At 61.4% G+C, this 8,676-nt stretch carries 11 protein-coding genes; 6 read left to right on the top strand and 5 right to left on the bottom strand.

The genetic code is table 11. From position 1 onward, the window contains the following. Positions 1-152 precede the first annotated feature (152 nt). On the bottom strand, positions 153-1,229 hold the full coding sequence (gene pdxA / locus VGG64_12535; protein ID HEY1600425.1) for a 4-hydroxythreonine-4-phosphate dehydrogenase PdxA: 1,077 nt from the start codon (positions 1,227-1,229) through the stop codon (positions 153-155). Between the two features lie 90 nt (positions 1,230-1,319). Here pdxA and VGG64_12530 point away from each other — a divergent pair, with 90 nt between their 5' ends. The 4 genes from VGG64_12530 (at position 1,320) to VGG64_12515 (ending at position 4,225) form a co-directional block, all read left to right on the top strand. Beyond that, positions 1,320-1,799: a hypothetical protein gene (locus VGG64_12530; protein HEY1600424.1), complete on the top strand. Its 480-nt coding sequence runs from the start codon at positions 1,320-1,322 to the stop codon at positions 1,797-1,799. Positions 1,800-1,948: 149 nt separating this feature from the next. Continuing rightward, the gene (locus VGG64_12525; GenBank protein HEY1600423.1) at positions 1,949-2,647 is read left to right on the top strand and encodes an energy-coupling factor transporter transmembrane component T; all 699 of its coding nucleotides are present in this window, start codon (positions 1,949-1,951) and stop codon (positions 2,645-2,647) included. Between the two features lie 128 nt (positions 2,648-2,775). After that, a complete protein-coding gene (locus VGG64_12520; GenBank protein HEY1600422.1) occupies positions 2,776-3,558 on the top strand; it encodes an ABC transporter ATP-binding protein in 783 nt (260 codons plus the stop codon). A gap of 97 nt (positions 3,559-3,655) precedes the next feature. Further along, the gene (locus tag VGG64_12515) at positions 3,656-4,225 is read left to right on the top strand and encodes a hypothetical protein (GenBank protein ID HEY1600421.1); all 570 of its coding nucleotides are present in this window, start codon (positions 3,656-3,658) and stop codon (positions 4,223-4,225) included. Between the two features lie 10 nt (positions 4,226-4,235). On the opposite strand, the gene VGG64_12510 is transcribed toward VGG64_12515, so the two are convergent. Continuing rightward, entirely contained in the window at positions 4,236-5,159 is a 924-nt protein-coding gene (locus VGG64_12510) for a ZIP family metal transporter (protein HEY1600420.1), read from the bottom strand. Positions 5,160-5,330: 171 nt separating this feature from the next. Between VGG64_12510 and dtd the strand changes: the two genes are divergently transcribed. Next, positions 5,331-5,771 carry a D-aminoacyl-tRNA deacylase gene (gene dtd, locus VGG64_12505; GenBank protein ID HEY1600419.1) on the top strand — a complete coding sequence of 147 codons (441 nt, stop codon included), beginning with the start codon at positions 5,331-5,333 and terminating at the stop codon, positions 5,769-5,771. Between the two features lie 362 nt (positions 5,772-6,133). Here dtd and VGG64_12500 read toward each other — a convergent pair whose 3' ends face one another. Both VGG64_12500 and VGG64_12495 read right to left on the bottom strand, forming a co-directional pair. Beyond that, complete coding sequence (locus VGG64_12500) at positions 6,134-6,832, bottom strand: metal-dependent hydrolase (protein HEY1600418.1); 699 nt, start codon at positions 6,830-6,832, stop codon at positions 6,134-6,136. Between the two features lie 14 nt (positions 6,833-6,846). Beyond that, positions 6,847-7,023, bottom strand: coding sequence for a hypothetical protein (locus VGG64_12495; GenBank protein HEY1600417.1), 177 nt, complete (start codon positions 7,021-7,023; stop codon positions 6,847-6,849). Positions 7,024-7,216: 193 nt separating this feature from the next. Between VGG64_12495 and VGG64_12490 the strand changes: the two genes are divergently transcribed. Further along, entirely contained in the window at positions 7,217-7,810 is a 594-nt protein-coding gene (locus VGG64_12490) for a CvpA family protein (GenBank protein HEY1600416.1), read from the top strand. Between the two features lie 515 nt (positions 7,811-8,325). Here the strand turns inward: VGG64_12490 and VGG64_12485 are convergent. Next, on the bottom strand, positions 8,326-8,676 hold a 351-nt coding region (locus tag VGG64_12485), incomplete at its 5' end, for an acetyl-CoA carboxylase carboxyl transferase subunit alpha (protein ID HEY1600415.1).

Below are 8,676 nucleotides of genomic sequence, written 5' to 3'. Positions count from 1 at the left end.
ACGTGACCGGGCCCGGGGTGGGGGGGGTGCGCGGCTGGGTGGCGTCGTTCATTGAGGGATGCTTGGTTGATGGTTCGGAATGATGTAATGATGAGTGCGCAATGATGAACTTGGTGAGAGGCGGCAGCCGTGGCAACGGGCTAGACGCGGCCTCATGATTTGATTTGCGATTTCGTGCTGGACGTTGTTCGCTGGCGACTAGCGGCCAATTGGCAGGCCACGCGAATTGCTTCGATCATGCTCGACGTGCGTGCGACGCCCTGCCAGGCGATGTCGAAGGCGGTGCCGTGGGCGACGCTAGTGCGGACGATGGGCAGCCCCAGGGTGACGTTCACGGCGCGGTGCATTCCCAGCAGTTTTAGCGCGATGTGGCCCTGGTCGTGATACATGGCGACGACGGCATCGAACTCGCCGTCGCGAGCCCGCACCATCAGGGTGTCGGTAGGGTAGGGGCCCCCAGCATTGATTCCTACGGCGCGTGCCGTGTCCACGGCCGGTGCGATGACGGTTGTTTCTTCATCGCCGAAAAGGCCCGCCTCGCCGCCGTGGGGATTGAGCGCGCACACGCCGATCCTGGGAGGTGTGCCGACGGCGGCCATCGTAAACGGGCGCATCGTGGCATCGGCCAGATGGATTTTCGCTAATACGCTTGCCGGCGAAAGCGCCGCCAGGGCGTTGCGAACCGACATGTGCAGCGTCACATGAACCACGCCCAACCCGGCGGGTCCGCGCACGATTTCATCGTGAGCCAGGTACAACATCATGGCGAAGTCGTCGACTCCGCAAAGCTCGGCCAAGAGTTCAGTGTGGCCCGGATAATGATGCCCCGCCTCCCACAGAGCGGCCTTGCTCAGAGGGGCCGTGACGATGGCTTCGATGCGTCCTGCCAGCGCGAGTCGGGCCGCAGTTACTAGCGCGTCGTATGCCGCCTGGCCGCCGCGCGCGTCGACCACGCCGGGGGGCACATCGACCGATTCCGCCTGGCACGCGGTCAGGCAGGGCATGACGTCGGCCGCGGGCGAGGCTTCCTCTGGCGACGCTACTTCGACCACTTTCACGCCCGCCGCAACCAGCCGACAGGCACGGCGCATGATTTCCGGGTGGCCTACCACCAGCGGTCGACACCAGTCGTGCATGCGCGGATCGGTCCACGCGCCGGCGATCACTTCGGGGCCAATGCCAGCCGGATCGCCGATCGTTACGGCCAATAGCGGTTTCGATACAGACATGCATGCGATTCTACTCAGCAGCGTGCATGGCAAGAAGCGGACTGGGATGTGGGGAGGTGCCACGCTAGGAGGCACATTAGAATACCGATCATGGACGATGAAGCATCATCTGTGCGCGGCCGGTTGTCCTGGGCGAGACTTCTCTTGCTGCTGGGCGTTTGGGGTACGGCCTCTGCCTTGGCACGGTGGCTTGCCTGGGATGTGCAAGTTACGGACCCACGTGTGGTTTTGCTGGGTTTGTTCGTGGTTCTACCGATCGCGCTGCCGCTGTCGTTGGTTATTCTGCGCGGGCTCTGGATCGTGCCGTGGCTGGCGGTGGGTGCCGCGATCCTGGGCGTCCTCGCCGCGCATTACCGGTATACCGAATTCCAACGGACGACGTTTTCCTCGCCCGAAAGCTGGAGGCTGCTGTTGACCGTCCTTGGCTTAGGGGCCAGCTGGTGCGGATGCTGGGCAGCGTGTGTGATGACACTGCTCGAAGGCCGCGTGCTGGCCATCGTCGGCTGGGCCGCTATGGCCCTGGTTGCGACGTTCGCTCTGGTCGTCCTGCTCACGCTGTTGCGTGCATGACCGAATCCTAGGTATCAGCCCAGGGCAGAATTGTCATTGTCGAGCCATGCAGACGATCGTGGCCAACTCTTTCCCGCCGCTGTTTGGCAGCTTAGGGTGGGGGTGTTACGCTACACACCCTTTGCCCGGCACGTTACTGGCGACCGACTATGCTGCCTGATCGACTCGAACATAAAAGCCTGGAGCACGGTCACGGCACGGAAAGCCCGCTCGACCGTGTGTCTCCGCGCGCCAAGTTGATCGTGGCGGTGCTGCTGCTGGTGGTGATCAGCGTCGCTCAACCGTGGTGGCTGCCAGTAATGCCGGGCGTGCCGCTGAGTTGGATTCACTTGGCGGCCGCTTTGATCGCGCTGCTGGGTGTTGGAGCGGCAAAAATCCCGGCAAAACATTTGCTCGTGCGGTGGGCCGCTTTCGCAGTTCCCTTGGCGTTCGTGGGACTTTCGATCCCGCTGACCCAAGGCCGGGCAGGCTGGCCGATCATGGCTGGCGTGTTGGTGAAGGGATGGTTGTCGTTCACCGTGATCCTGGTGTTGCTGCATACGACCGGCTTTGATCGATTGCTGCAGGCCATGCGCCAATGTGGCGTGCCGAAATTGCTGGTCGCCATTTTGGCGGCAACCTACCGATACATGTTCGTCTTGCTCGAAGAGTTGGAGCGGATGCGGCGTGCCCAATACGCGCGCACCTTTCATTGTCCGCGGCGGCTCTCGCCCGTGACTATTCGCAACGGCACGCGCCTGGTTGGAATGCTGTTGGTACGGTGCAGCGAGCGGGCCGATCGGGTGCATGCCGCCATGCTGGCCCGCGGTTTCGATGGCGAAGTACGGGTTCTCGACGAATTGCCTTAGCGCGCGGTTGCCATCATGGGAATCACGATTGTGAAACAATGCGATAGGTCGCTGCGCGGTCAAGCGCGCCGTGGCGGCTGCCGTTTTCGCCACATCGTTGCCACCAGGGAGTGCGTATAGCGTCCCTCATGCCGCTGGTCGAAGTTCGAAATCTCAGTTATCGCTATCCCGATGGCGTGTTGGCACTGTCCGAAATCAGCTTCGCGCTTGAAGAGCGCGAATGCGTGGGCCTGGTTGGGCCCAACGGCGCCGGCAAATCGACGTTGCTGTGGCATCTCAACGGGCTGTTGCCCGAGCGGCTGCGCGATGGCCATCGGCCTGGCGGTGCCGGGCATCATGCGCATGGCCACGCCGTCGCGGTGCGGATCGCAGGTCGCGAAGTGAGCCATGCCAATCTGGCCGAGGTGCGTCGTGCCGTGGGGCTAATGTTTCAGGACCCCGACGACCAATTGTTTGGCGCCACGGTGCGAGAAGATGTGGCGTTTGGTCCCTTGAACCTGGGGCTCGAGGCGGCCGAAGTGCGCTGCCGTGTGGACCAATCGTTGGCCGTGGTAGGGCTGTCGGGCGTAGCCGAACGGCTGCCGCATCATTTGAGCGTCGGCGAGCGCAAGCGGGTTTGCCTGGCCGGAGTATTGGCGTGCCAGCCGCAACTTCTGGCGCTCGACGAGCCCACGGCTAACCTCGATCCGCGCGCCCGCCGCCAGTTCATGCGGCTGCTGGGGGAACTGGACTGCGCCAAGCTGGTTGCCAGCCACGATCTGGAAATGATCCTCGATATTTGTCCCCGCGTTATTGTACTCGACGAGGGGCAAATTCATGCCGACGGGCCAACCGACGAGATACTGCGAAACGAACCGCTGCTCGAAGCGCACGGCCTGGAGCTGCCCCCCAGCTTGCGTAAGCGCGGATAGCAGATAGCCCACGGAGCGCCCCAGGTCTCTCAACTGCGTGATTTGCGTTAGAATGCTCTTTTGATAGCCAAAGACCTGAAGCGGGAGTTGTGCTGCGTTGAATAATATTTTCCGAGTTCTGGCGCTGTTCGCGGTTTTGTTCGTGCTGGCCACCGGCTGCTTGGGATACGCGCTGCGCAGTTTTGACATTCGCGATTGCCACGACGCCACCGGTCAGCGGTTGGCGACGGTGCATCGCTTGTCGGGCGTTGCTGCGGCGATCACCCTGGTGCTGGTCAACAGCATCGTCGTGACGTACTTCGTGGGGACCAGTCGCTGGTGCAAGGAAGTGGCCGACACGTATCAGTTGAGTCCCACCTTCGTGCGGCGCAGCAACGCGCTTAAACGCGGTACGTTCCCCTTGTGCGTGGTGAACATGTTGATCGCCGTCGGCATCGTGGCGCTGGGCGGGGCAGGGGACCCAGCCGGGACCTTTCGCGGCACGCCTCCGCCCGGGTTGACTTGGGCCAACCTGCACTTCATGGGGGCTGCCATCGGGCTCTGTTTTATTGGCTGGGCTTCGTTCGCTCAGTACCACAACATCACGGCCCATCAGGTCGTTATCAACGACGTGATGCAAGAAGTGAAACGCATCCGCACCGAGCGTGGGCTGGATACGGAAGGGTAGGGGGGCGCCGTCAATGACGGTGGTCGTCTGCCGGTTCCGCGGCATGGTCTTCATGTGCACCGTGGCCATGCGCTCCGTGATCGTGCGTCGACGATTCGATCAGTACAATGCCGGCCGCCACGGCCAGCCCCAATAGCAGCGACGCCGACAGCTTCAGCCGATCGTGGGCGTGAAATTGCAATTCCGGCAACAGGTCGCTGGTCGAGATGCACAGGAACGTGCCGGCCGAGAAGGCCAAGGCGGCTCCCAGGACCTGACGATCGGGCGAGTGCGCGTGCCCAATCCCTAACGTGAAAAGTACGACGCCCAGAGGAACAGCGCAGGCGTAAAGGACGTTCACAGTATGGCGGGCTCGGGTCGATTCTCCCTTCACCGCCATCAGTGTGCTGAGGGTCAGCGAATCGAACGGCTTGTGCAGCACGATCACCAGAAACACGGCCAGCCCACGCAGCGCGAAACCGGCCGCGTCGACGTCAGCCTCGGCCGCGACGCTGGCGGCGAGCGCCATGCCGTCGGCCGCGCTGTGCAGCGCCAAGCCGACAAGCGCGGCCTGCCAGCCGGTGGGGCGAGTGCTGCCGTGCGCAGCTCCATGTGCATGCCCGCTGTGATCATGGCCGTGGTCGTGTGCATGATCGGATTCGCCCTCGGCACCTGGCACGTCGTGATGGTGAAAATGGAAGACACGTTCGATGAAGAACATCGTCAGGAATCCGCCCATCATCCACCACACGCACGGATAGATCTCGTGGAGTTCCAAGAAGGCGTGGGGCAAAAGGTGCAGGATCCCCACCCCCAACATGGTGCCGCCCACAAAGCTCATGGCCAGCTGCATGCCGGTGTGCGATAGGCGCAACAGGAACGGCAGCCAACCGCCAAACAAGGCGGCCGATGCGATCATTAGGCAGTAAATCGTCAGCAGCACAGCTTGCGACACGCCACTCTCCAACCCTCTGAAAGAATCCAAGAAAAAGCGCAAGAGCCGAGTATGGCAGTGGCCGGCTACTTCGGCAACCCGCGCAGAGGAGCGGGGATTGCCCGCCGCTAGGGCATTCCGTATCGTGACGCGTCTCGTCTTTTTCGACCCTCTGAGCCGGAAATCGACATCATGCGAGCATGTGTCCAGCGCGTCTTGGCCGCCCAAGTTGTGATCGACCGCGCCGTTGTCGGAAGCATCCAAACCGGCCTGGTCGTGCTGTTGGGCGTCGCCCACGCCGATGAAGAGCGCGACGTGCAGACATTGGCCGACAAGATCGTGGGTTTGCGGATCTTCAGTGACGAGGCTGGCAAGATGAACCGCGCTCTGGCCGATGTGGCCGGCAGCATGCTGGTCGTCAGCCAGTTCACGCTATTGGGAGATTGCAGCCACGGGCGGCGTCCCAGCTTCACCGCCGCGGCACCGCCCGAGGTGGCCGAGCGGCTGTACGAACAATTCGTGGCGCACGTCCGCGCACTAGGCATTCCCGTCGAGACTGGCCGGTTTCGTCAGCACATGGAGGTTTCGCTCACCAACGACGGACCGGTGACGCTGATTGTCGAGAGCAAGTAGCCTGGGGTGGAATGCCGCAGGCGAAAACGAGAATGTCTAATCAGCTGCTTCAAATCTCCCTTCCCTGCCAGGAAGGCTAGGGGAGGGTCGAACTATACAGGACCTTTCACCCCTCATCCGACCTCTCCCTGAGGGGAGAGGGACATTGAAGTTGACTCTAAGCCCTGATTGCCGCCCGCAATTTTGGCTCAATCACGGCAATACACGTCGGTCGCAGACAGCGCCGATATTTGGACGGGTAGGGCAGGGGGCCTACCCTTCCCAAATTACTAATGGCGGATTCGCACTAAGTGCGTTTCCAGGTGATAGCTCTCGGTCGATGCATCACGACTGCTGAATGAAAGAAAGTACGCCAAACGTCGTTAACGTTTGAAATGCTCAATCAATGAGCTGGCGACTTCGTGGGCTTCTTCTGTATCGGGCCGGTTGGCCCAGATCGGATCGTTGAGCACGATCACCGTGGTGGCAATGAATAGCAGGTAGGTTAGCGCATTCGACCACAAACATGGTCCCCAGGCTTTGAATGCCGTACCGAATGTGTATTTCAGATGCGGTCGAAGTCCCTTCCATTCCACGCTCCAGATCTCGTCCAGGATCAAGTGGGACAAGAAACCCACCATGACGGCGCCCGCCTCATAGAAGCGCAGCGGCAAGCCTCCGGACGAACAAAGCAGAAAGGCCAGCTCGGCGAAGATTAACGCCGTCGGCAAACTATGGAACATACCGCGGTGCACGCTGTAATGGCGCAGCACCCAAGCCATGCCGAAGCGAATGCTCAAATAGATCAAGCCTCCGGCCAGCACCATCGCATCGTGCGACATGCCCATATGCTTGAAGCGATCGATCAACAACATCGGCACCACGGCCGCGGCAAATGTCACGCTCTCACGCAGCGGTCGCCCTGGTCCGCTATCCAGGTCGGGGAGCATGCCCGAGACAGAGCAAAGGCCCGTAGCTAGCAGGCACGTTTCCAGCGGTTGTTGGTAGACCACTAGCGCCGCACCGCCATAAGCGAAACCCAAAGCGGTGCTGGCCGAGATATGAATCTTGAAGCCGGGCATGTCCTGGATCCTTCCTAGAGCGCGTAGCCGGTGGCAAATCGCCGCGACAGCGCCTGCGGCGAGGCGGGACTGTAGCTCAGAACGGGAAACGGGAAAAGATCGACTTCGCTGGCCTTGCATTCGTGATTCAGGGCCGCGAATTTCGCTTCGAGTTGCCAGCCAGTGATAGCTGGGGCGTTCGCAGTGCTCAACTGAGGCATCGCAAGCAAAATTCATTACAAGTCGAGAGATCCGCTAAGAAGCTGGCACCCGTGGCGAATACGGGGGTAAGTCGTGGGGTCCGGGCGGAGTTGGCGCTGCTGACGTGACGGTCGACGGACCGTGATCGCTCTCGCCGCAAGAGCATGCTGCGCGCTATACTCCCGCCCTGCCCCCGCTTCTTTTTTGGCAGAGAGTTCAGAATTCATCGTGCTATCCTACGACATCATCATGCTGGTCGTGTTGGCGGGAACGACCCTGTGGGGCGCCATGCGCGGCATGGCCTGGCAGGTGGCGTCGCTGGCGTCAATCGTCCTCAGCTCGCTGGTGGCGATGCGTTACAGCGACCAGCTGGCCCCGCATCTGGGGCAATCAGAATCGACCAACCATGTGCTGGCGATGTTGATTCTCTACCTGGTGACCTCGCTGGGTATCTGGATTGTTTTCCGGCTGGTTTCAACCGTGATCAACCGGGTCCGATTAAAGGAATTCGACCGACAATTAGGCGCCCTGTTCGGGGCAGCCAAGGGCGTCTTGTGGTGCCTGTTGATCACGTTCTTTGCCGTCACCGGGTCGACCTGGAGCCGGCACCACGTTTTGGAGTCGCGGTCGGGGCACTATATGGCCGTGTTCATCCACCAGGGAGAGCCCCTGCTGCCTAAGGAAGTTCACGATGCAATCGGGGGCTATCTCGAGCAGCTCGACCGGGGGCTGGATCCCACGAACGAATCGGTTCCCGAGGCGCCTTCCTGGCCGCCGGCGAGCGACGCTTCTTCGTAGGAAATTCCGCCGCCTGGGCAGGGGGGCGACCGCAGATTTTTTGCGTCTGAAAAAGCGCGCCTGCGCTCTGGTTCGACCCCGAGCATCAATCATCGTTTCGGATGCGTTCTGGAGTCGAGTGGGGCGTCCGTAAACATCCGTCGAAACCTCGAAAATGCCTGTTTTCCCGGGAAATCCTGGGTCAACAACCGAACATAAGAAACATTATCGGACGTTGGGTGGTCAGGCGGAAACGGGCCTCGGCACGGCTGGCACGGTCTGCGGACCTCCCTTGTGGCGTCCCTGAATCGCCTTTTTGGGACCTTGGATACATGATCCCGCAGCCCTAGTTTGAGCACGCGAATGCCCGTTCGTCGCGTGCCAAGAAATGCGCTGCCCGCTGGGCGCCGCCGAAAAAAATCGGCGCAAAAAATCGGGATCGAAATTCAGGAAAAAAGATCCCTCTGCGGCGCCCGAATTCAGGCACCAGGCGAGGCGCCGCGGAAGGGTTTTTTTGATCGGCCGGCAGGGGCGGCTCAGGCCGGTTGCGGGTTGCCCCCGGCAGGGGCCTCGGCGCCCCCTTCCAGATAAATGCCGATCCGACGGTATTTTTCGTAACGGTCCTCGATCAACTGGTCGGTCGGCTTTTGCAGTAATTCCCGCAGCGTCCGAACCAGATACATTTTTAGCCGACCAGCCATCTGATGATGGTCGCGATGAGCGCCACCGATTGGCTCTTCGATGACGTCGTCGATCACCCCCAGGCGGAGCAAGTCGCGCGAGGTCAGCTTCAGGGCCTGGGCGGCTTGCTTGGCGTAGGCGGCGTCTTTCCAGAGGATGCCGGCGCAGCCTTCGGGGCTGATGACCGAATAGTAGGCGTTTTCCAT

The organism is Pirellulales bacterium (assembly GCA_036490175.1).
GTDB lineage: Bacteria > Planctomycetota > Planctomycetia > Pirellulales > JACPPG01 > JACPPG01.
Note: the sequence above shows the minus strand (reverse complement) of the source record. Positions and strands in the feature narration are given on the sequence as shown.

Coding starts and splice junctions, on each gene's coding strand:
- VGG64_12500 (HEY1600418.1), bottom strand. CDS start 6,832: ATGCCCGGCTTCAAGATTCATATCTCGGCCAGCACCGCTTTGGGTTTC.
- VGG64_12525 (HEY1600423.1), top strand. CDS start 1,949: ATGCTGCCTGATCGACTCGAACATAAAAGCCTGGAGCACGGTCACGGC.
- VGG64_12530 (HEY1600424.1), top strand. CDS start 1,320: ATGGACGATGAAGCATCATCTGTGCGCGGCCGGTTGTCCTGGGCGAGA.
- VGG64_12520 (HEY1600422.1), top strand. CDS start 2,776: ATGCCGCTGGTCGAAGTTCGAAATCTCAGTTATCGCTATCCCGATGGC.
- dtd (HEY1600419.1), top strand. CDS start 5,331: ATGCGAGCATGTGTCCAGCGCGTCTTGGCCGCCCAAGTTGTGATCGAC.
- pdxA (HEY1600425.1), bottom strand. CDS start 1,229: ATGTCTGTATCGAAACCGCTATTGGCCGTAACGATCGGCGATCCGGCT.